The 22,940-nt window shown below is 46.5% G+C and carries 15 protein-coding genes and 1 tRNA gene; 9 read left to right on the forward strand and 7 right to left on the reverse strand.

Annotated features, from left to right (window positions below):
• Positions 1–17 precede the first annotated feature (17 nt).
• Positions 18–767 carry a porin family protein gene (locus tag K9J17_01185; protein MCF8275319.1) on the reverse strand — a complete coding sequence of 250 codons (750 nt, stop codon included), beginning with the start codon at positions 765–767 and terminating at the stop codon, positions 18–20.
• A gap of 74 nt (positions 768–841) precedes the next feature.
• Between K9J17_01185 and K9J17_01190 the strand changes: the two genes are divergently transcribed.
• From K9J17_01190 to K9J17_01205, 4 genes are read left to right on the forward strand one after another with little or no spacing between them, the layout of a single operon-like run.
• Positions 842–1,630, forward strand: a complete 789-nt coding sequence (locus K9J17_01190) for an alpha/beta hydrolase (GenBank protein ID MCF8275320.1) — start codon at positions 842–844, stop codon at positions 1,628–1,630.
• Positions 1,630–2,115, forward strand: a complete 486-nt coding sequence (locus tag K9J17_01195) for a GAF domain-containing protein (protein ID MCF8275321.1) — start codon at positions 1,630–1,632, stop codon at positions 2,113–2,115. The genes K9J17_01190 and K9J17_01195 overlap by 1 nt, the downstream gene beginning before the upstream one ends.
• On the forward strand, positions 2,112–3,866 hold the full coding sequence (locus tag K9J17_01200; protein MCF8275322.1) for an Ig-like domain-containing protein: 1,755 nt from the start codon (positions 2,112–2,114) through the stop codon (positions 3,864–3,866). The genes K9J17_01195 and K9J17_01200 overlap by 4 nt, the downstream gene beginning before the upstream one ends.
• A 41-nt stretch (positions 3,867–3,907) precedes the next feature.
• Complete coding sequence (locus K9J17_01205; protein ID MCF8275323.1) at positions 3,908–4,654, forward strand: PorT family protein; 747 nt, start codon at positions 3,908–3,910, stop codon at positions 4,652–4,654.
• A gap of 76 nt (positions 4,655–4,730) precedes the next feature.
• Here the strand turns inward: K9J17_01205 and K9J17_01210 are convergent, their stop codons facing one another.
• The 3 genes from K9J17_01210 to K9J17_01220 are packed head-to-tail and all read right to left on the reverse strand — an operon-like array spanning position 4,731 to position 10,642.
• Complete coding sequence (locus tag K9J17_01210; protein MCF8275324.1) at positions 4,731–6,950, reverse strand: endonuclease; 2,220 nt, start codon at positions 6,948–6,950, stop codon at positions 4,731–4,733.
• Positions 6,951–6,961: 11 nt separating this feature from the next.
• Positions 6,962–9,721, reverse strand: coding sequence for a TonB-dependent receptor (locus K9J17_01215; protein ID MCF8275325.1), 2,760 nt, complete (start codon positions 9,719–9,721; stop codon positions 6,962–6,964).
• Positions 9,722–9,733: 12 nt separating this feature from the next.
• Positions 9,734–10,642 carry a lamin tail domain-containing protein gene (locus tag K9J17_01220; GenBank protein ID MCF8275326.1) on the reverse strand — a complete coding sequence of 303 codons (909 nt, stop codon included), beginning with the start codon at positions 10,640–10,642 and terminating at the stop codon, positions 9,734–9,736.
• 205 nt (positions 10,643–10,847) lie between these two features.
• Between K9J17_01220 and K9J17_01225 the strand changes: the two genes are divergently transcribed.
• The 3 genes from K9J17_01225 (at position 10,848) to K9J17_01235 (ending at position 16,993) form a co-directional block, all read left to right on the forward strand.
• On the forward strand, positions 10,848–16,079 hold the full coding sequence (locus tag K9J17_01225) for a gliding motility-associated C-terminal domain-containing protein (protein ID MCF8275327.1): 5,232 nt from the start codon (positions 10,848–10,850) through the stop codon (positions 16,077–16,079).
• Positions 16,080–16,128: 49 nt separating this feature from the next.
• A tRNA-Leu gene (locus K9J17_01230) sits at positions 16,129–16,210 on the forward strand.
• 120 nt (positions 16,211–16,330) lie between these two features.
• On the forward strand, positions 16,331–16,993 hold the full coding sequence (locus K9J17_01235) for a hypothetical protein (GenBank protein ID MCF8275328.1): 663 nt from the start codon (positions 16,331–16,333) through the stop codon (positions 16,991–16,993).
• Between the two features lie 3 nt (positions 16,994–16,996).
• Here K9J17_01235 and K9J17_01240 read toward each other — a convergent pair whose 3' ends face one another.
• The gene (locus K9J17_01240) at positions 16,997–17,704 is read right to left on the reverse strand and encodes a serine/threonine protein phosphatase (protein ID MCF8275329.1); all 708 of its coding nucleotides are present in this window, start codon (positions 17,702–17,704) and stop codon (positions 16,997–16,999) included.
• Positions 17,704–20,181: a DUF5686 and carboxypeptidase regulatory-like domain-containing protein gene (locus K9J17_01245; GenBank protein MCF8275330.1), complete on the reverse strand. Its 2,478-nt coding sequence runs from the start codon at positions 20,179–20,181 to the stop codon at positions 17,704–17,706. Before K9J17_01245 ends, K9J17_01240 begins: the two co-directional genes overlap by 1 nt.
• Positions 20,182–20,231: 50 nt before the next feature.
• Between K9J17_01245 and K9J17_01250 the strand changes: the two genes are divergently transcribed.
• Both K9J17_01250 and K9J17_01255 read left to right on the forward strand, forming a co-directional pair.
• Positions 20,232–21,491, forward strand: coding sequence for an NAD(P)/FAD-dependent oxidoreductase (locus K9J17_01250; protein MCF8275331.1), 1,260 nt, complete (start codon positions 20,232–20,234; stop codon positions 21,489–21,491).
• 33 nt (positions 21,492–21,524) lie between these two features.
• Positions 21,525–22,559, forward strand: a complete 1,035-nt coding sequence (locus K9J17_01255; protein MCF8275332.1) for a zinc-binding dehydrogenase — start codon at positions 21,525–21,527, stop codon at positions 22,557–22,559.
• Here K9J17_01255 and K9J17_01260 read toward each other — a convergent pair whose 3' ends face one another.
• Entirely contained in the window at positions 22,560–22,811 is a 252-nt protein-coding gene (locus K9J17_01260; protein ID MCF8275333.1) for a hypothetical protein, read from the reverse strand.
• Positions 22,812–22,940 lie beyond the last annotated feature (129 nt).

Consider the following 22,940-nt stretch of genomic DNA (forward strand, 5'->3'; position numbering starts at 1 on the left):
GACTGTTTGAATAACGGCTACTGCTTGTACTGATCCATCAGCTTTTCCATATCCACATCCTTGTAAAGCTGTTCGCAATCTTCAATCAAACCACCTTTTTTAGAACTTCCACAGCCTCGGAAGAAGTAAATAACGCCAACGTTCAGATCCCAAAATCCATCTTTTTGTTTCGGATTACCTCTTGAACTCACGTCATCCAAATAATCGGTGATGGTCCAGTGATAAACATATTCCCCTTTTAACGCCCATCGGCACTTGAGCTGCCACTTCACGCCCAACCCAGTCGGAATACTCACCGTCCAATTGGAATAAGAAACCCCCTCATTTTGCATCGGACGTAGTGCCGCATTGCCATTCTTCGGCTCAAAATTCAAAGCAGAAACACCAGCTGTTATGTACGGAAGCACTTTCCATTTATCGTTAGGAAGAATATCAAACGTTCCCCTCAGGCCAATCTCATGTACGAAGGATTGGAACTGCAAATTGCGCGTTTGCCTCCAAGCACTTTGCGCAAATTGATCGCTGGCCAGAATTTCGCCAACTGTGTAATTCAACTGCAAACCCCATCTACGCGTAATCTGCCAGTGCAGTCCGGCATCTACCGTCCAACGCATGGTTTTGTAATGTGGCCACGGATGCTCTTGGAGATCTCCAGTATAGGTCATGGTTCCAACACCGACAAAAACGCCCAATTTACCTTGAGCCTGTGCACTGAACGAGCATGCCGAAGCAAGTAAAACAAGAACGATGGAGAAGAATCTGGTCATGAGGATTGTGCTGGTGTGTAAAACGGTCGCGTCTTCGGCTTAGTATGTACTTTTGACGCGTTCACAAAAGTAGCTTGCGCAAATCTGTAAAATATAAAGAGGCCGATGTGGTTTATTCACAGATCGGCAGTGGACAAACCCTTGTGCTGCTGCACGGTTTTTTGGAAGACCGCAGCATGTGGAATGACTATGCAGAAAAGCTTAGCTCAAACTTCAAGGTTATCTCTATCGACTTGTTGGGACAAGGGGAAACAGGCAACGTAGGGTATGTTCATTCTATGGAAGAACATGCGGCTGCTGTCGCCCTTGTTCTATTCACAGAAAACACTGACACATGCACGGTTATTGGACATTCCATGGGCGGATATGTTGCGTTGAGTTTGGCCGAAAAGCATCCTCAACTGCTGGATGGACTGATTCTCTTTCATTCCACGGCCTATCCTGATTCGGAGGAAAAGAAGAAAGATCGGTTGCGCGTAATTGAACTTGCTCAACGGAACAAAAAAATCTACATTCAAGCTGTCATTCCTTCCCTTTTTGCAGAAAAAACAAGAGACGCTCATAAGCAAGAGATCGATCATCTGATAACAGTGGCAACTGCTTTTACGCTTCAGGGAATCATTGCAAACATTCGGGGAATGATGGAACGGGCGGATCGTTCTGATGTGTTGAAGAATGGCTCGTTCAGAAAGTTGATCATACATGGAGAATTGGATTCGGTCATCTCGTTGAGCGATGTGAAACAACTTGCCGAATTGAGCAATTCCATTTCGTTGGAAGTAGTGAGTCAAATCGGTCACATGGGGCATTTGGAAGCGCCCGAAAAGTGTTTAGCGTTGATATCTGATTTCTGCAAAAACTGATGGCAGAAGAACTGAACATATCAGCAAATGTTTCTCGAGCAGAGAAATACGAGCAGTTGCTTCCACAATTGAAAGCACTTATCGAAGGTGAAAGTTCTGTAGTTGCCAACTTGGCAAATGTGGCTGCCGCGCTGCGACAAACATTCGGTTTCTTTTGGGTCGGATTTTATCTGGTTGATGAAAACGAATTGGTGCTCGGGCCATTTCAGGGCGATATCGCTTGCACGCGAATTGGTTTCGGAAAGGGCGTTTGCGGCACATCTTGGAAGGAAAAAAAGACCATCATTGTAGCAGATGTAGACGCGTTTCCTGGGCACATTGCTTGCAGTTCTGCTTCGCGATCAGAAATTGTCGTTCCAATTATTACAAATGAAAAGGTAGTTGCTGTTTTAGATGTTGACAGCGATAAACTGAACGATTTCGATCAGGCAGATCTGGCTGGATTGGAGGATATCGCAACGCTGCTAGCACCATTCTTTCAATGAAAAAAGCGCTAGGATATATTTCAATCATCCTCATGTTCGGTTGCGCGCAGCAAGTGGCACCAACCGGAGGGCCGAAGGATGAAACTCCGCCCAAAATCCTTTCGGAAGTTCCTGCCAATCTTTCCACGGATTTCACTTCGCAACAGATTGTGATTTCGTTTGATGAGTTCATCCAGCTCAAGTCGCCAGCTGAGCAAGTGGTTATTTCCCCTCCAATGCTCAAATCGCCAAGCTATCAGCTCAAGAAAAAGTCGTTGGTGGTAAAATTTGAAGAAGGTCTGAGGCCGAATACCACGTACACCATCAACTTCGGAGAGGCCATTGCAGATAATAACGAAGGAAATGTACTGGCGAATTACACCTACGTTTTCAGCACTGGTGCGCATCTCGATAGCATGCAATTGAAAGGGAAACTGATTGATGCCATCACGGGCGAACCTGAAGAAGATGCGATTGTGATGCTTTATAAAAGCAATATCGATTCGTTGCCGCTCGATACGATTCCAGACTATTTCACGCGTTCTGGGGCTGATGGTTCGTATCTCATCAAGAACATTGCAGATCAGCCTTACAAGATCTTTGCATTGAAGGATGAGAACGCTAACTACCGATTTGATGTGCCAACAGAGAAGATCGGGTTTTTAGATTCATTGGTAGCTCCTTTCACTATTGAACCTGTTGTTGCGCCCGACACAACTGTTGTCGATTCCTTGGCTGTTGAGCCAAATATCTCCGACACTTTAAGCGCAAAGGGGAAAGCCGGTTCGAAACTCATTCCGAGTTATGACATGAAGATGTTTGTGGAAGACGATACGACACAGTTTCTGAAGAAAGCATACTGCGAATATTACGGCAAATTAGTGTTCGTTTATAACCGACCCGTGGACAAGATCAATGTTGAAATTGAAGGTGTTTCGTTTAAAAAACAATGGAACCTGAAGGATTTCAGTACTTACAGAGATACCATTACGGTTTGGACCACAGATTTGGTTCCAGACACAATGAAGCTTGTTATTGACGCAGGAAAACCTGAACGAGACAGTGTGGAAATGGTAATGAAACCACGTGTAGATGAGATTGAGGTTTCTCAAAAATCGCAAGGAAAAGGATCACAGAAAAAGCAACTCGAAAAATTTGCGGTGACCGCAAAGACAGACCCTCCGAAAGGCCGAGCTCCTAAACCCGGTGATGCGCTTTTCCTCATTTGGAATCATCCGATAATCGGTTCGGACCTTTCGAAAGTGAAGCTGTACGAAGATTCAGTGCGGGTTCGATATGAAATCGATGCTCGCGATCCGGCCTTGCGGAAATTCGGCATACTGTTTCCATGGAAAAAAGATAAGCAGTATCGACTGTTGGTGCTTGATAGTGCGTTTAAAGACATCTACAGTCTTTGGAACGATACATTAGAAACCTCTTTTAAGGGCACCGACAAGGAAATGTTCGGAGAACTCAGCCTGAATATTTCGGAAAAGCCCAAAGGACAATTACTGGTGGAGGTGCTTAATTCTGCCAATTCGGTCATTGAAGGCCGTAAAGTCAGCCAAAAGGGTGTTGTTCTCTTCAGCAAGCTCAACCCAGATAAATACAACATTCAAGTTGTAACAGATTTGAACGGAAACGGAAAATGGGACAGTGGTCGGTATTCCGAAAAATCGCAACCAGAACCAATCAAAATCATACAGCAAGGCGCAGAAGTGCGCGCCAATTGGAACTTGGAGTTGGAATGGAATCCGAACACTACCGATTAAACGGATGGCGTTCCACTATATTTGCCGATTGAAATAAGATGATGAGCAGGTTTATTCTCGGGTTATTCTTGATATTCACGGTTGGCATTTCGATGGGCCAAAGCGTGTCAGAAACCACCGTAGCAGACGAAAAACCAAAGAAGAAGCGCAAGCCACCAAAAAAGGAGATGGTGCTCATCAATCTTAACTTCGACAGTTGGTTGGGAACTCCTTCAACCATTAGCCCAAAGTGGTTTTCATCGCGCGGAGTTGACGTGGCAATTCTCTACGATTACGTGATTGCGAAAAGTGTTTTCAGTATGGCGGCTGGTGTTGGCTTCAATTCGCACAACATTCACATGGAAGGATTTCCGATTGAATACGCGACCACGACAGGAAGCACCTTCACGAAACTCGACCCTTCATTTTTTGATGGGAAAAAGATCAGCGTAAATAAGATCTCTACAAACTTCATTGATATTCCATTTGAGGTTCGGTTCCGGTCTAAGCCTCATAAAAATGGAAAGCGAATTGCCGCATCCGTGGGATTCAAAATTGGATGGTTGGTTCAAAGCCACACCAAAACCAAGGTTGATGAAGATTATTTCTTCCAAGGAGTCAATTTTGGCAGCAAACAGAAAACCTACGACATTCCAAACCTGACCAAGTTCCGATATGGTTTAGCGGCACGTGTAGGTTACGCCAATTTCTATCTCAGCTTCTTCTATTCTTTGACACCACTATTCATTGAAGGTAGAGGTACGCAAGCTACTCCCATTTCTGTTGGAATCGGCATCAGTCCTTTCTGAGTTCTTGATCCTACGTAAACAAAAAAGAAGCTGATCAACGTTGATCAGCGGCTTTCACTAAACATTCGATGCGCTTTTATTGCAGCACTACTTTAAGTGCTGAACTTCCTTTTTCGCCTCGCAGTACCATGTGGTAAATGCCTGCATCCAATCTTGAGAAATCGAATGATTCTTTCGAAACGCCTGCGTTGAAATTTCTTGATTGAGTTGAAACCTGACGCCCAGAAATATCCATCATATCAATGGTCAATTGTTGTCCCTCAATCAAATTGAGATTCAAAGTAACCAAGCCATTCGATGGATTAGGAGAAACGGAAAAGCTACCTGCCAGCTCTTCTTCAATTCCACTAGGAGTTACAGTGCATGGAGTTGATTGAGCACCAATGTAAGTAAGTGTCTCAAAATCGATGTAACACACCCAGTTCACGCTATCCACAAACGGGTTTCTATTGCCTTGCTCGCTTTGAATAAAGTCGTTTCTAGCGATTTCCCATGCATCTGGTGGATCTTGCCAGTGCCATTGCTTCAGAACATCCTGATCTTGTCCATACTGTACAGCAAAGTCGATTGGATTTGGCAATTCCCAAGTGCCTCCTGTGCCATTCCATTTTACAGCCATGTAGAAGATGGCACGTGCTGCATCTCCTTTGTGCTGATCGCGCGGTTCATAAACCCGTCTTCCATCTGCATCATCACCATATTGGGCACCAAGAAATGAACTAGACTGAGCTTCGACATTTCCCAATGGACGATTGCTTCTTATGGCATTAGCGTTGTCTTGATTAACTGGAAACAAATTATGAAGGTCTGAATACTCCAATCCTTGATCATCCGGAAAATTCGGCATCCAGCTATGCGGCCAAGAGTGCTCCCTACTCATCACATCATAAAAGAACGCTCCAGTATACAGGTATTTGAAACCTGAATACACGCCTGTTATTACCTTCTGTCCTCCGGTCGTATCTCTATGAGCAAACTTATCTATCATCACTGGGCCATAGCTACCATAGAATATCTGATCGTAATTCTGACCCAAGCGAGTTTGTAGGTCTGTCAGAAAATTCCCGCTGTTCGGGTCCAAGCCATTGTAGTAGGTTCCCATCATGGTTGCTGGTGTGGTAACAGAACCGTCTAGCGGTGCAGCGGCATAATAATTCTCATAGCCTGCTGGACCATTGAAAGAATAAGCTGAGAAGAAATAAGTTGTTCCAGCAACGTTATACGAAGGCTTGAACGAACCTGCTGGCCCAACATATACAACTTGAGTTCCTGCATCGATATAATCACCTTTCACATAGGTTTCGCCATCAACAGGCGCGCCCATGAACTGGTTTTCAATACCACGAGTTACGATGTAATTTTCTGGAATTACCGAGGCATTACTGAAGCTAACCTGATAACCGTAAGTTGTAACATTGGAAAATGTAAGATTGACCGGTGCTGCAGTTGGCTCCGTAGCATAGTTGCCACCAATAGCGTATAGATTGATCACGTAAGTCGTTTCGTCCCCATTCGCATCGTCATTCGTAATTGTTAACATTCCAACACGCGAGCCGCTTGCACCCGCACTGAAATTGAGTGTAAAGGTTTCTGATCCAGCCGCTGCAACAGAGCTTGGCGTTGCACCCAGGGTGAAATCGGAAGCATTCGGTCCTGAAAGTTGAAAATTGCTTAGCGCAAGAGGCGATCCAGCAGCAAGATTCACGTTTTCTATGGTGATGTCAACGCTTGATTGATTTCCAACCACAAGCGTACCGTTATTCACAATGCTTTCAGCTCCGCTTGTTACACCGATTTCCTGAGCATTGGTGGGAACTTGCGTTATCAGTTCAATCTCATCAAGCGCTACATTTCGTCCGCTTTGCTTGTTTGTGAAATACCAACGCACGTAGCGGCTCGCTCCTGCAGGATAGTCTGTGTATTCAATGAACGTTGAGCCGGCCGCATCCAGATCAGACTGATTCAAAACGCGCATGTTTGTCCACGTTGATCCATTCACCGATTCTTGAATCGTAAAAACATCATTGGTGGCTGTGCCTTGACCTTTGATGTTGTAGGTAACGCCACCACAGACATCGCTGAAGTTCACCACCACATACTCATCGTCAGCATCCAGTTTGCACGCTGCGCCTACCAATCCGTTGGTGTAGCGCGTGCCGTTTGCAATAATATCGAGGCTTTCATCCCAACCAGTAGGCGCCAGATCGTCAAAATTCCAAGACGTTGGAAGGGTTGCCTGTCCGAAAACCACCGATGCTGCAAGCACGGAAGCCATTAATGTGGTAATTCTTTTCATTGTGTTGTTTATCAAAATTTAATGCCTACTGAGGCTGTCCAACGTCTTCCTTGTCCTACAAAAACCTGCGCAGCCGTGGCATCAAAGGTCTGTGATCCAGAAACAGCATTGTTCTGCGCATCAGAAATATATGTTCTATCAAGAACGTTAAGCACGCTTGCACGCAACATCACGTCCATTTTTTTGAGTTTGATGGTCCATCCGGCATGAATGTCAAACAGATAATACGATGGTACTTTCCACGAATCCCGACCACGATTATCACCTTGAAGATCGAGTGGATTGAAATCGGAATAATAGTTTGCGAAATACGTGATCTGCCCTTTGATGTACACGTCCTTCACAGGCTTCACTTTAATGCTGCCCGATACCTGAAACTGAGCGGCATCGCCCACATGAACACCGTTAGCGTCCACATCAACCGAGTCTACAGGCGTATCGCTGCCTTGAATGTAATAGTAACCCAATGCCTGTCCTTTCCATCTCCAGTCACCGTAAGAGATCAATCCTTCAACATCAAAATACCAAGCTGTTTTGTAAATCGCATCCACCTCAATTCCTTGATGTACCGAACCTAGATTAGGGATATTGATGGTGGTTGGTGTCCCGCCAATTGCAACAGAAGTCTGAACTGGCCGACTTTCCCAAGTTGTCCGATAAAGATTGAGATTGGCAGCCCAACGAGAATACTTGATACCATAACCCAATTCAACTCCCCAAGCAACTTCCGTAGCAACACCTTTCACAATATTGAAGCTCGTTCCTGCATAAACGTCCGATATATATGGCGGACGGAAAAAGACACCGCCATTCACAAACACATTCATATGATCGTTGATGCGGTAATTGACGCCCATTTTGGCAGTTCCTCCTTGAAAATGGATCCAGTCTGTAGTAGCAACCCTCGCTTCCTTACTATTGTGAGTATATACGTTCCCGTTATACACAACAGTATCGTTGATTCCCAATACTTGCCGCATAGTGGTGTCTTCAAGCACTAGGTCACGCTTACGGTACTGGTCTGACCTCCGATAAGAATTATTGGCACCGGAAACACTGATAAAACCTGAAAACTTGTCTTTTGAATATTCGAGCTGCGCAAAAACACCTGCAGTATAAACACTCGTATTAGCACGATATCCAGCCACATCTCCCACTCGCTTCACGTTATCGGAAGGGTCGAAAAGATTGGTCTGTTGTGTAGTAGAGTTAATGACCACGTAATCTCCGCCCAAAAGATCATAAGGCGTACTGTAGTGCTCAACCCAATACGAACGGAAATCAATTCCTACGGCAAGATCCCAATAGTCATTGAACTTATGGTTGACCGTGGAGAGCAGTCCGTACCAATAATGGTTATTCATATTGGCCAGAACGAAGTTTCTTGCCTTATACTGACTTGTGTCGTTCACAACAGTGGTATCGTACGGAGGTACAAAAGCCGTTCCTATGATGTTTTCGTTATAGAGAGCTGTAAGGTCGTATTGACCATATTGATCAAAAGCAGCCGTATTCCCTCTAAGTTGCGTTCCTCCACCTTTGCCAAACGATCCGTAAGCAATATTGGAAACGGCCCATTTTCCTTTAGACCAGAAATGTTTCAGGCTGAAAATCGGCTTGTGATAGAAATTCTCAGCAACGGATTGTTGCTGGCCCATCGCATTAGGATCATTCCTGCTTTGAATCAAGTTTCCCCACTGCTGATTGTAGCGTCTTCCGTAATTACCTGGTAATGGATTTGAAGTGACTGAAGTGTTGTTAAGATCCACACCCAGTGATTGTGCATAAGCCCTATCGTAAATGTAAATCGGTTGCATGTAACTACGCTGCCCTCTTGTTTGTGGAGCGCCCATAGCAGAAGCACTCAAGGTATGGTTTCCGAACTGCTTCTGAAGTTTAACGAAATAGAAGAAGCGACTTGCCGAAGTAGCATCGACCCACCCGTTCTGATAATCGTAGGCAAACGCAGCCGTTACACCCCAGCCTTTTGGCAATCGGCCAGAATTGTAGCTGACATTGGTTCTTATAAGACCATTGTTCCCAACCGTTACGCCAACTTCTGTAGAGCGTTTGGATGTGATTCCTGCGGTGAGAATGTTCATGCTTCCACCAACGGCCGGAATGGAAAGTTTGCTGGCCCCTAATCCACGTTGAACCTGAATACGCTGCGTTACACCATCTAACCCGAACCAGTTGCTCCAATACACCCAGCCGGTTTCCATATCATTCATTGGCACACCATCTATCTGAACAGAGATGTTTCGCTGAGAAAAACCACGGATTGTCACTCTTGCGTCTCCAGCTCCACCACCTTGCTGTGTGGCATACACACCAGGGGTTGAGTTCAGAAGCATTGGCAATGGTTGCGAAGAAACCTCCTCTCGAATTTTAACCGGATCGATGTTGGTAAAGGCCACAGGTGTTTCGCGGTCAAGTGCCATATCGGCCACTACACGAACCTCATTAAGCGTTACTGTGGTGAGGGAAAAGTTCAATTCCAGGTCGCCACCGTTAGCCTTCACGGTTTTTGATATCGGTTCGTAGCCGATATACGTTACTTGAAACGTATAATCACCGTTCGGAAGTTCGATGGAAAATTGGCCGTCAAAATCGGTCACAACTCCTTTTCCTTCGCCATAGACCACGTTGGCAGATATCAGCGATTCAGCCGAATTCGCATCTCTCACAACGCCATGCACACGCGTTTTCTGAGCGTAAGCTGATCCTACGGCTAGAATTACCGCAAAAACAAGAACGAGAAGTTTCCTCATTGAACGTTCGGTTTACTTACCGAGCATTACTTTGCGCGACAGCACATCTCCATTTTTCAGAGCCACACGAACGATGTAGATCCCTGTTGTGAGGTGTTCCAATTTAAGCTGATGCTTGTTTGTAGGAGCTTTGTCAAAGTTGAATTTTGCAGCTTCTTGACCAAGGATGTTGAATACTTGGATGCTAGAAAGGTCCTGAGAAGCAGACACCATCAAATGCTTGTCTACCGCAGGGTTTGGGAACATGTTGAATTTGCTTACTTGGCCGTCATTCACTCCAAGTCCGAAGCAATCACAGGTGTGCCATCCCAATTCGGTAAATGTGTTTTCTGGAAGGCTGTCCCATTCCACTTCAGGAAGAAAATCATTCAATCCGTCCGTATCACCTTTAAGAACTGACGGTTTTCTGATAAGTGTCTTGTCAGTTGTCCACCATGTTCCGTTGGCATCGCTCCATGCTGTTCCTGGGTCTTCTCCGATCTTTCCAATGATATCCAAAAGGTTATTTCCACCTCCTTTGATCAACGGCACCGCATCATCACCATTGAAATAAAAAGGAGAGTTTGATTGAACATATGTAGGATTAACGAATGTATCAGCAACTGCTTGCAACGCCATATCAACTGGCTCTTCCAACCCAGTTCCACTAGCATTTCGTTTATCAACCACAATCACATAGGTGCCATGAGAAGGAATAGTACCAGCAAGTGCAACAAGCATTGGTGTGCCTGATCCATCACGGAAACGACCTACGCTGTATTCGCTCAGATCAATCGGAGCGTTAGTTGGATTATAAAGCTCTAATGCTCGGTTGTTACCAGATCCTACTACATATTCTGAAATGAAAAGTTCAGAACAGTCCTGTGCCTGAACACCAAATGATCCGATTAAAGCGAAAGATAGAAGTACAAGTTTTTTCATGTTTAATAGCTGCTAAATGCGCGGCAAAGGTAGATTATCTCTTTAACGAACAAAGGTCTTGTTAATGGCAAATTCGAGTTTTAACAATTCCTTCAATTTAATCCGATGTTCTTACATTTTTTGGCTGTTAGAGATGTAAGAAAAGCCCAAAGTTTTGTTTGCATCATGTTGTGGGATTGAGGTAATTTGTGTTAAACCAACTGAAATGAAACGCACTTTACTAATCATTCCCCTGTTATTTATCTTCTTGAATGTCCTTGGTCAGAATTGGCTAAAAGGAACCGGAGGTGCCGGAAATGACGAGGCATTGGACATAACTTCTAACGGTCAAGGAGGGTTCCTCGTTTCTGGGTTTTTCTCTTACAGCACTGACTTTAATGGAACCGTATTGAACTCTCTTGGTGAAATTGATGCCTTCGTTGCACAAACCAATCCGCAGGGTGAAATAAGTTGGGTAAAGCAGTTCGGTGGAACGGGGAGTGATGCTGCCTACGCCAACGACATTGACGCGAGTGGTAACATTTTCGTGTCAGGTTATTTCTCTGGCACGATGACAGTGGATGGAACAACCCTTAACTCAAACAGTGGTTCGCAGGATGTATTCCTCGCCAAACTCGACCCAACGGGAAACCTCCTTTGGATAAAGACCTTTGGAGGTTTTGATCACGACTTTGTTTATGACCTGGCGGTCGATCAGGCAGGAAACGCCATCATTACCGGAAACTTCAAAGGAACGATCACGGTTGGTTCAAATACCTACAATTCGGTCATTGATCCTGAAGACAACGAGCCCTCCTACGACATCTTTGTGGTGAAATACGATGCATCAGGGAATGTCCTTTGGTCAAAAAACGGGCAAGCGAACCATGACGACCGTGGAACGGGCCTGGCGGTAAACAGCAACAACGAGATTGCGCTGATAGGTCAGTTCTCCGACACGCTCACCCTAACCAACATTTATCCCAACCAAGTTTACAACTCGGGTTTTGTGATGATGTTCGATTCCGATGGTGATGAGATGTGGATGCGAAAAATGAGTGCGAGCATGTGCATTCCTTACGATATCGTGTTCTATCAGGATTCACTGATGTACATAACTGGAGATTTCACGGGACAACTTGCCATTTTCACAACCCCACTGACCACCACAAACTCACCCTATCTGAGCAAGTTATTTCTGACGAAGATGAACACACAAGGGGATGTGCTATGGCTTGAAAACGATGGTTCTGACACCCAAGTAAGTTCGCGCGCGGTTGATGTCGATGCCAGTGGAAATGCTTACATCACTGGCTATTTCAAATGTCGGATGGATGAATATTCCCAACAATATGGTGATGGCGTGTTCTATTCGGCCGACCGCAGAGACGTTTTCGTGACGCAATATTCTTCAACCGGAACACGAAATTGGGAACGGCAGTTCGGTGGACCCGGAGATGATGTGGCTTGGGATATGGTAATTCAAGGAACGCAGCCAATTGTTGTTGGAGCATTTTCCAAGTACTTCCATGCGCCTAATAGCGGCAGCTTCTTGTCAACAGGTTGGACAACAGATCAGCCGCTGTTTTTACCTAACAGCCCTTCTATGAACTATTGTACAGACACGCATTATGGTTCTTTCGCTACCATCGAAAGCACTGGCCAACAGGACATACTAATCGCCAAACCAGTAGATCTGAGTAGACAACCCTACGACTATTTCAGCAGGAACGGCACCAACTGTGACCGCGATTTTCTGACGCCATGCATCAATGGCACCTGTCCCGACACGATTCAAAGCTGCGAACTTGTTGGTCTTGAATATGAATCTGTTACAGGTTCGAACGGGTTTATTGGTCCTACTTACAATTTCCTCTGGTCAACTGGTAGCACAGCCACAGCCATTGGCGGACTTGGATCGGGCACATATTGGCTTCAAGTGAGCAGAGATGACAATTGCTATTCAAATTCAGATTCTGTTGTGGTTATCGTTCATGACATCCCAAATGCACCATTGATCTCTGACGATGTTGTAGTGAACACGGAAGCAGCTTCGCCTGATCGAATTTTCGTTTGTTACCCAGATAGCGTTCATCTGAGCATGAGCGGAATCGATACGATCAATAATCTTTATGGCTGGTCTTGGTCTTCTAGCCTTATTCAACATCCTTTTTTAGACACAACGATTACCACGTCCGGATTGTACACGGCACATCATCAATCTCCCGCAGGGTGCGAAACAGCAACGGATGTTCTTGTTCACATTGACGATTGGGCAAATGAAGATACGCTCGACCCTCACATTCTGGTGGGGACTTCAACTTATGATCTCTCACAGACAGATACGCTCATCGCTTGTTCCGGAGACATGATCCAATACTTGGTCATCGATAGTTCCCACTATCAAACAGTAGGACTGTCCATGCCGTATTTTTCCTCTGATTGGAGTATTAGTTTTCCCGACATCCCTTCTTCAATGACTTATTTCGACTGGTACGAAAATGAAACAGGAGACCTTGACACTTGGATGATGGGAAATTCATTTGAAGCCACGGAATCAACTTGGGTCATACTTGACGTTGAGCTGACCGACCATTGCAATGGCGACACCTCCACCTACATCCTTCATCATGAGTTCTATCTGGACGTGACAAATTTCAACACGCAGGAATATGGCAATCATCGCATCTGTCCGGGGGATACACTACAAATTGGCGTTAACGGAGGTGCCTTTTACCATTGGACGGGTCCGGCCATCATTAGCCCAGATACATTGAACTCGATTACGGTAAACAGTGCTGGCACCTATGAATGGACAACTTCTGTGCTCACTCCTTCTGGAAGCACTTGTAGCGAATCCGATACCTTCCGCATCCGCAATTTGGAGGCCCCAGACATTACTATGGTTCCGTCAAACGGAGTGATCTGTCCCAATGATTCTGTGCAGATGACCGCACCTCCTGGCAGCAATTATCAATGGATAGGCCCCAATAATGCCGTTGTGGGTTCCGTCCAGACCATTTGGGCAAATACTCCTGGTTTCTATTTCTGTGAAATGGTAAACACAGGTGGTTGCTTTCTGATTTCAAACGAAGTTGAGGTGCGCGGGTTCAACACTCCATACATCTCGGCTGAACCGCAACAGACCATTTGCGAAGGCGGAACCGTTACACTGACCGTATTTGCAAATGAAGGCTCAATTTTGGATTGGCCCTCACCATTGGTTGACGGTCTAACAGAACAGGATATCTATCAGGCCGGATATTATGAAGTAACGGCCTCTTTCTGTGGTATCACTGATACACTGGGAATCACCGTAATTGATGTTTCTCCAGAAGTCAATCTGAACATTGCTGGATACGACACTATCTGTGCAAGCGAATTATTGGAAGTGCACGCCCCTTCGGGTTACTATTCCTATGAGTGGAACACTGGGTCACAAGATGTGGAGATTGAGATCACCCAATCGGGCATGTATTTTCTGACCGCAGAGAATTTTGACGGGTGTATCGGTCATTCCGATACCCTGTATGTGGAGGTGCTTCCTGCGCCTGAACCGCCAACATTGTCAGACACCACCATTTGTCTTGGGGGAACAGCCATTTCCTATGTTCAAAGCAGCGGCCAACCCGTCTATTGGTTCACTCAACAAATGGATTCACTTGGAATCTTTTCGTCCATCACCACCGATTCGGTAACAGCAAGCTTCTCGTATTATGCTGCGCATTTCAATGGCGCGTGTTTCAGCGTATTGGACACGGCCTCAATCAATCTTTTCCAAGGAGTTGCACCGCCATTGATTTTAGGTTCAACCACGCTTTGTCCTGGAGACTTGTTGCAATTAAGTACCGATTCATCTCAAACGCTCAGTTACTCGTGGCTATTGCCCGATTCAACATTCGTAAATGGAACGGAATTGGGTCTATCGGCACCCGATTCGGGTATCTACACGCTTTTTGCGGAACATCCGGTTTGTGGCGTCCAAACAGTAAGTGAATATGTCCAATTGGTCACTGCTTCCGATTTTTCCATTGTGTTTTCGATGGGCGATTCGCTCAACTGTCTTGGCGATTCTGTTTGGCTGGTTCTACCCGGTTCTTTCTCTGAATTATCATGGCTTCCTTACCAATCACCGTTAGATTCAATTCTGATCCTAGAGAATTCCGAAGTCTGGGCTTCTGTGGTCGACACGAACGGTTGCGGACTGAACACAGATACAGTGCATGTTCAGTTTCAAGCGCCACCATCAGCACTAGCGTTGCCGCATGATACAATCTGCCAAGGAGAAACCGCTATACTTAACGTGAATTCGATCAATATACTGCTGCTTGACGATGGGCAGAATCAAAGTGTGATAACAAGTCCATTTGAATCGGACATCATAGCATCTGACACAGCCTATATTTTTCTTTTTGCCGATTCTGTAGGATGTCTTTCTCCTCCCATGAATTGGCAAATATCCGCAACTCAAGTTCCTGGAACGTTGGAAATTTCTGGAGACACCTCGCTTTGCGAAGGGGAACAACTTCAACTGAGTGTTTCTCCTTCGAACTTAGGAATCATTGTGTTCTTCGATGAATTCTCAGATACATTAGGCGTAGCCTCCAACGGACAATTGCAGATAAACAATGTTTCGGATGGAAACCCTGCAGGAGGTGCTTACGCCATCTTGGAAATTGATGGCTGCACGGTTCAATCGGCCTTTTTGGAGATCAATGTTCTTCCGCTGCCGGACGACCCAAATCTTATCATAGTAGGCAACGGATGTCCAGAGGACACGGTTCTCGTTTACGCTTCGGATTCTACCAGCCTAGACCATTTTTGGATTGGCCCAAACGGGTTCAGTTCCACAGAAACGATTCTTGTGTTCGACCCTATAGAAGCAAATGAGCAAGGAACTTATTCGCTCCGTATTGAACAAAATAGTTGTTCTTCGGATACGAGTTCTATCGAAATTGCCATTGCTCCTGTTCCTGATGTTGAACTGATTCCCGATACGGTCATCTGCTTCGGAGATATTCTTGACTTGATATTAGATCACTCATATGATCAGGTCCTTTGGTCAACCAATGAAACGGGCGAAATCATCTCCGTATCAGATTCTGGCATTTACTGGGTAACCGTTACTAACGAATTCGGTTGTTGGAATTCGGACACGACCATTGTCGAAACGGTGACGTGTAATTTGATCACGTCCAATATTATTACTCCAAACGGTGATGGTTACAATGACGTGTTCAAATTGGAAGCCGAAGGCTTGGTAGAGGTTCACGTCAAAATCTTCTCTCGATTTGGAAAGCTCATTTACGAATGGCGGACACTTGATGGTGCTTGGGATGGAACCACGCAGGATACCAGGCTGAATGTTTCAGATGGCACCTACTATTTTGTAGGAAACTACTTGGATGTTTCGGGAGAGTACGGCACCAAGAAAGGCTACATCCAAGTAATTCGTTGACGATTAATTTCTGCTCTTCATATTATTGACTGAATTACCTTTGCGGCATGCCCGGATGGCGGAATTGGTAGACGCGCACGTTTCAGGTGCGTGTGCCGTAAGGCGTGTGGGTTCGACTCCCACTTCGGGCACGTTTTGAACAACGGAATGGGGATAATGCTATCCCCATTCTGCATTTTGACCTTTTCCTTTTCCATAATATCGTACTGCGCAAATTCGTTTTTGTGGCGCAAACACTTAATTGACACGATATGAAAAGGTCAATCATCACATTAGCAGTTACTGGTTTCATTTGTTTTTCAGCAACCGCTCAAGACAAGGAAAAGAAATCGAAGATCGTTCGCTTCAGCAACATTACCGAAGCCTCAGTTGGGTTTCAAATGGGCGAAACCACTCAGATAACCTCCTTCTCTGAAGGCGAAACAGAAGTAGATGTGGCAGGGCACAAGATGCCTGCGCCAAGACTCGCTTCTTCCTTCGGTATGTTGGTTGGCGATATTCTCTACTTAGGCCCAGGAGCTGCTTACACCTTTCAGCCAAAGGACAGCCACAACCAGCAGGAGCACCAGATTGACATATTCGGACAGTGCCGACTCAATTTTGCCAACGGCCGTGTTAGGCCATTTGCCGATTTCAAAGGCGGTTATCACTTTGCAACATTGGACCAGGTAGATCAAGCATTAGACCCCGACTGGTACAAATGGGATGGCTTTTTTCTTGAACCAGCGCTTGGTATCTCTTTCAAACTGGGCGGTCATGCCTTGCTCAACACTTCGCTTGGCTATCAGTTCGTCAATGCAGGAAACCGCATAGAGCAGACCATTATGGATGAGAATGGAACTCCGTTGGTGAATGCAGCCATGAACGAGAAATACCATCGCTTTCTGCTAAGCTTCGGCTTCACCTTCATGTAGCAGTCAATCTATGTTCCGTTGCTTGTACAGCTTCCGACTGTCCAGGTCGTAGCAGAGCAATCGGCCATAATCCTTACCCAAATAGGTGTGCGAACACCCATTATCTAGGCAGATAAATGGAGCGTCTGTTTCGATGGCCGTTTTGATCTTGGATATCTTGGTGGGCGTGTGACCGAAAAAAATGGTCTTGCCATTGAGTTTCTGCTCAACCTTGAAATTCCGAATCCAAACCATGGCATGCAGATCGGTAAGCGGCTTCTCTATTTGAACATTGAGTCCTGCGTGAACGAGGTAAAACCCATCCAACTCATAGTAATAAGGAAGCCTGCGTAGAAAGCGAAAAATCCGTTTGCGGATTAGCTGCTCTTTATTCAGCAGATTGAGCGAGTTGCGCGATTTGAGCAGCATCCGCAATTCTTCCGGTTGGTTTTGGATGATGTGAAGCACCGTTTCCTCGTGGTTTCCCATCAATGGATAAACGTTGTAGCCTTCGTCTTCCAACCTGAGCACATGATCGATCACTTCTTTGCTGCGCGGACCGCGATTGATGAAATCGCCCAGCAGAAAGAGTTGATCATCGTGATTGAGTTGCACTTTTTCGAGCAAACTGATGAAGGTATTGGCACAACCGTGAATGTCGGTTATGACCAAACGCCTGCCGCCATTCTTTGGCGGTTTCACTTTCATTCCAATAGTGCCGAGGGGTAACATCAGAGCCCGAGCTTCATGCTGATTTTGAACGCAAGATTGTCAAATTGGTCGGAAAACGCGTATGCTCCGTAACGATAAAAAATACCGCCACCGATTCCGATCAAATTGACCTTGATAATGTCCTCTATCACCAAGCCTGTTTCCAGGTATCCGTTGTGCATGTCTTCAATGGTAAGCCCTGTGTGCAATTGCGGTTTGGTGAGCCATCCGATGCCGAAACTATTGACCCAATGAAACTCCGGGCGCATCCATTTGATGCCGGTTTTCAGCGAACCGAAATTGTGGCGCTGATGCAAGGCGATCTGAATCTGATTGAGGAATTCGTTGGGGCGCATGGTTTCAAATGAATTGGGAGAGAACACCGTAATGTCCTGAAAGTTGGCGCGAGGCGTATACATTTTCAGATATGGAACGGGGGTCGATGTCCAACCGGCACTCAATTGCCAATGCTCCATCCCGAATTTTCGGATGCGGAATTTGCCCTGCAGCCTCAGATCGGCCTTCCAATAATCATAATCGGACGATAGGATTCCTTTCAGGCCTTTGGTTACGGTTGCCCAAAGGATAAGGGCTCCTTTGTCTTGAATGATTTCGCGATTGCCCAAGCGCATTTTCTTTTCGAAAGGTGCAAAACGGAATCCTGCACGGATCTCTGCAAACTGATACTTGTTTATGCTATCGGTGGTAGCCTCGGGCACGTAGCGATAATCGTGTTTGCTTTCTGCGTCCTGATGCCTGAATTGCGCCTCAAAATGCCAGCCTCGCAAGGGATTTATACGCACACCTGCATTCCAGCCGTTCATCAGGTCCATGCGTTGCACGGTCAGGTCGCGGTACATCTCGCCCAGCGACAGATTATCGCTCACCAAAAACTCCTGTGCCCCAATTTCGCTCACATCGTGGTAATAGGCTCCAAGCAATTGCAGTCCCAAATTCCTGTGAAGCGTAAACGCGGCATCGCCTCCATATTTCACTTCCTTATCCTTGAAACCATAGGCCACATACGCGCCAAAATTGGCCCACTTGATGAGATCGGGAGCGGTGTGCATGCCTACGCCCAAACGGAAACCTTCGTAATCATTGAAATCGATGATCTTATCCAGATCGAGTTCTATTGGCCCAATGGGGAAGCGCCCTGTTGCTGCCGCAATCAACAGTTTGATGCGCTTTTCCAACTTCAGTTCCTTGCCCAAACTATCTATTACATGGTAAGTTCGAAGCTCCTTATCGGTTAGCGGGGCTTCTCGCTCGGCATTCCAATAGGCAGAGTCTTTCTTGTGCGCTTTGGAATCGAGTTCCAAAGTGTTTGAACTGATGTCGGTGGCGCGCACCTTCTCATCCAGATTCACTTCCCGATTGTAGGTGGTGCCAATTCCTTTGATGTTGAACCCGCCCAGGTTCAGACCCATCATTTTAAAATCGGTATTGAGCTGTGTGGGAAACCATGTCCTGTCCTCCAACTTCTCGTATTTGTGCTGGATCTTGATCTCCATGCCTTGGCCATCTACCACATTGGCCGATGCGTTCATCAAAGCCATATCGGTCATGTTGATGTGCAATTGCCCTTGCAAGGCATCGAACTTCTTTCCTTTTTTAGGTTGATAACTGATGATGATGACAGTGTCCTGATCCACCATCAGCGTGTCTTCAATATTGAAGAAATAGTTGTTCCAACTGTTTGGGCTGATAGGGCCGAGAAAGGCCTGCTGCCCCAAGGAGAAATAATCTTTGTAGAAGGAGAACGATTGCATCTGACTGGCCAGCATGGCAAACTGCGGATTCTTCATGCCCGAAAAGCGCGTGGCTTCCACATTATCGGTGAATTTGCCGTTGCGGAACTTGCGTTCGTACACATTTTCCGACATCATGATGTGCTGCTTTTGCAAGAGGTTGCGAATGGCCACCAGCATGGTGTCTTCTGCCGAGCGCTTGTTGGTAATGGCCGTGTCTTCGTCCAGAGTGAAGATCGTTTTCTCGTATGCCTTGTAAGAGAAAAACGGCAGATTGGCAGGGTCGTTCTCCTTGCGGTTCTTGACCACATTTTTGATAATGCGATCGGCCGGATTCTCTCCAGGCAGAATGGTTACCTCCGCCAGCTGTGTGTTCGATCGCGGAAGCTTGAAAACCAAGGAATCGGCCACATTGGAAACCGGAAAACTGCGTGTTTGATACCCGATGTATTTGATGCGCACATGCGAAACAGGAACCCTTGCCTCCACTTTAAAGAAACCGTTGAGGTCGGTGGTGGTGCCGCGCGGACCATCATTGAGCACCACATGCGCAAACACCAAAGGCTCATTCGTAAGGCTGTCTCGCACAAAGCCTTTGATGAGCTGCTGCGCATCAGCACATTGGGATATGACCAGAAAAAACGTGAACCAAAACAGCCTCATGGCCACAAAAGAAAGCAAATTGGTCATGGCTACAATTGTCTCATCCAAATACCAACAAAACGCAACTGTAACCGATGTCACCATGGGTTCGGAAAACATGTGGAACCTTTAGAATTACATCAACAGAACCAATCATGAAAAATCATCATCAAGTACTCATAATTGGAGGCGGCACCGCAGGAATAATGGTGGCAGCCCAATTATTGAAGAAGCACAACGCGATGGACATTGCCATTATTGAGCCAGCCACCACACATTATTATCAGCCTGCTTGGACCTTGGTGGGAGCAGGAACTTTTGATTTCAATAAAACGGCCCGACCAATGTCGTCTGTGATGCCCAAGGGCGTTACATGGCTAAAGGAATACGCCACTGGTTTTAAACCCGAAAGCAACACCGTTACCACCGGAAAGGGAGAATACACCTACGATGTATTGGTGGTGGCGCCCGGCCTGGTAATGGCTCCCGAACTGATTGAAGGATTACCCGAGGCATTGGCCAACAAGACCGCGGTTTCCAACTACACCGACCCAGAGGAAGTGTGGCGGCAGATCAAGAATTTCAAAGGTGGAAATGCGGTGTTCACCCAACCTACCACGCCTATTAAGTGCGGTGGTGCGCCACAGAAGATCGCTTATCTGGCGGCAGATTACTTTCAGAAAAATGGCCTGAAGGATAAGACCAATGTGGTATTTGCCACACCCGGTTCGGTGATCTTCGGTGTAAAACCCATTGCGCATACGCTGATGGAGGTGATCAACCGCTACGACATTCACCTGAAGACGCACTACGCGCCCGTGAAGATCGATAGCGTGAACAAGGTCGTTACCTTCAAATACGTTGCTCCCGATCAGAACATGTGTGTGATCAACGAGACCAACGATCTGGAAGAACGTCTAGAAGGCGATTCCACCATTAAAATGCCATTCGACCTACTACATATTGCACCGCCACAAACAGCACCGAAATTCGTCAAGGAGTCAACGCTTGTAAACGAAGCCGGTTGGTTGAATGTGGACACCGGCACCATGCAACATAAGTACTTCCCCAACATTTTCGGCCTTGGTGATGTGGCCGCATTGCCTACCGCAAAGACCGGTGCCGCCATTCGCAAACAGGTGCCTGTGGTAGTGGAGAACATTCAGCGCGTATTGCAGAACAAGGCCATCAGCGATAAGACCTACAACGGTTACTCTTCGTGCCCTTTGGTAACGGGCTACGGTAAAATGGTGCTGGCCGAATTCGATTATGCAAGCAATTTTACACCCGACCCAAAATTGAAACAAATGCTTGTCTTCAATTCCGATAAGGAACATTGGCGCTTGTGGATGCTGAAGAAATACATGCTTCCGTACCTGTATTGGAACAAAATGATGAAGGGCGAACAAGTATAGCCTACGCAACGAAGAGACCATTAACTTGGTCTCATGGAAAAACAGCGCTCGTATTACATCGTTAAACATGGTTCTGCCAAAGAATCGTTTCAGCTTCGAGAATCAGAAATCCCTGCGGCAAAAGCGGGCCACATCCGTGTTGAGGTAGAGGGTTTCGGAATCAACTTTGCCGACATCATGGCCCGAAAAGGCCTGTATCAGGATGCACCACCAACGCCTTGCGTGGTGGGTTATGAGTCGGTTGGTAGAACAATGGATGCATCGGTGATCGGTGGCGAAACCATTCCTGCGGGAACGCGCGTGGTGGCCTTCTCCCGTTTTGGCGGATATTCTACCCATGTGTTGGCCGATGAACGGGCGGTTCAGCCCATTCCAGAAGATATTCCCTTGGGCGAAGCATTGGCGCTGGCGGTTCAGTATTGCACGGCCTACCATTGTGCCGAGGAGCGCGTTTCCATTTTTCCGGAAGACCACGTGTTGGTGCAGGCCGCAGCAGGTGGCGTGGGCACGGCCTTGGTGCAATTGCTGAAACGGAAAGGCTGCACCATTTACGGAACGGCAGGTTCGGAAGAAAAACTGGATTACATCCGCAAGCAAGGGGTTGATGTGGCCATCAACTACCGAACACACGATTTTGCCAAGGTCATCAAAGAGAAATTGGGGACCAGAGGTTTGGATGTGGTGTTCGATTCCTTGGGCGGAAAGAGTTTTTCGGATGGATTCAAAAGCTTAGGAAAAGGCGGCAGGATCATCGGTTTTGGCGCTTCGGAGCAAGTGGCTGGCGGACTGGCCGCCATCAACGCACTGAAACTGGCTGCCAACTTCGGGCTCTTCAGTCCTATTCAATTGCTGATGAGCTCCAAAGCCATGATCGGAGTGAACATGCTGCACGTGGCAGACGACCGCCCCGAAGTATTGGCCCGCACCATGAAAGCGGTGGTCGATCTTTGGAAAAAAGGCGAGATCAAACCCGTAGTAGGTGCCGAATTCCCAGCTGATCAATTAGCAGAGGCCCACGAGTTTGTGGAAGGCCGAAAATCAATGGGTAAAGTGGCCGTGAGGTGGTGATCACTTCACCCGCCTGAACATCCACCCCGAACCATCGGTCTTTAGGCCGTATTCAAATTGCAGACCAAGCGATTTCTTTAGGCGGGCCAGCACAAAGGCCGGACTGCTCTTGCGTTTCCATTCTTCCTTAGGCAGAAACAATCCCTCGCCCACCTCTAGCTGTATGAGGGCGCCACGCAGGTGCGTGTCTCTTCCGCGCTTTATGGGCAATTTTTCAGGCATGTCATCCTTGGCTATCTTGAGTCTGTTCAACGAACTGTGTCAACCCTGAAGGTTGGCCGCGGCCAACCTTCAGGGTTGTGTCAATCGGTTTTCAAATATGATCATCATCTGTGACATTGTAAGGTTCCATCCGTTAAGTGGTCTTGTCCATTTCTTTCT

Source organism: Flavobacteriales bacterium (assembly GCA_021739695.1).
In the GTDB taxonomy this organism is placed as follows: Bacteria; Bacteroidota; Bacteroidia; order UBA10329; family UBA10329; genus UBA10329.